Origin of the sequence: Streptomyces sp. NPDC059679, assembly GCF_042734105.1 — a bacterium.
Lineage (GTDB): Bacteria > Actinomycetota > Actinomycetes > Streptomycetales > Streptomycetaceae > Streptomyces.
Genome location: NZ_JBHWES010000201.1, coordinates 1 through 1,169, shown reverse-complemented (window position 1 = coordinate 1,169; position 1,169 = coordinate 1). Strand labels below are relative to the sequence as shown.

Genomic DNA, 1,169 nt, shown 5'->3' with positions numbered 1-1,169 from the left:
ACGGCCGTCACGTCTCCTGTGTGGGTGGGTGTGTTGAGCCAGTAGCGTTGGTGTTGGAAGGGGTAGGTGGGCAGGTCGGTGTGGGTGTGGTGTTGGTGGGTGGGGTGCCAGTTGATGGGGTGGCCGGTGGTGTGGGCGTGGGCGAGGGCGTGGAGGATTTGGTGGGTGTCGTTGTGGTTGCGGCGGAGTGTGCTGATGACGGTGGTGGGGGTGTTGGTGGTGTTGGTGGTTTCTTGGATGGCGGGGGTGAGGGTGGGGTGGGGGCTGATTTCGATGTAGGTGTGGTGGCCTTGGTGGGTGAGGTTGGTGATGGCTTGGGCGAGGTGGACGGGTTGGCGGAGGTTTCGGTACCAGTAGTGGGGGGTGAGGGTGGTGGTGTCGGTCCATTGGTTGTCGGTGGTGGAGTAGAAGGGGGTGGTGGCGGCTTGTGGGGTGATGTCCCGTAAGAGGTGTGACAGTTGGTGTTCCACGGTCTGGATGTGGGGGCAGTGGGAGGCGTAGTCGACGGGGATCTGTTTCGCGTCGATGCCTTGGTCCCGGTAGTGTTCGAGCGCTTGTGTGAGGGCTTGGGTGTCGCCGGAGATCACTGTGGCGGTGGGGGCGTTGACGGCGGCCACCCATAGTTGGTCCGGCCAGGTGGTGCGCAGCAGTTCGGTGACGTGGTCGGCCGGTAGTGGGATGGAGGCCATGGCGCCTGTGCCGCGGAGGGTTTGCAGGGCTTGGCTGCGCAGGGCGACGATTTTCGCGGCGTCTTCCAGGGTGAGGGCTCCGCTGATGTGGGCGGCGGTGATTTCGCCTTGGGAGTGGCCGATGACGGCGTCGGGGTGGATGCCGTGGGATTGCCAGAGGGTGGTGAGGGAGGTCATGAGGGCGAAGAGGACGGGTTGGATGATGTCGGCGTGCTGCCATAGGGGGTCGGTGTGGGGGCGGTGGAGGATGTCGGTGAGGGTCCAGTTGGTGTGGGGGGCGAGGGCTTGTTCGCAGGCTTGGATGGATTGGGCGAAGACGGGTGAGGTCTCCAGCAGTCGCAGTCCCATCCCGGCCCATTGACCACCCTGCCCGGGGAACACGAACACCACCTTGCCCAGATCACCCGTCTTCCTCGCGGTACCGGTGACGACAGCGGTGTGGGCTTCGTCAGCCGCCAAAGCATCCAGACCACGCAGGAA

1 protein-coding gene is annotated in these 1,169 nt (G+C 64.8%); it reads right to left on the bottom strand.

Annotated features, from left to right (window positions below):
* On the bottom strand, nucleotides 1-1,037 hold a 1,037-nt coding region (locus ACFV2X_RS55645; protein WP_385632003.1), incomplete at its 3' end, for an acyltransferase domain-containing protein.
* Nucleotides 1,038-1,169 lie beyond the last annotated feature (132 nt).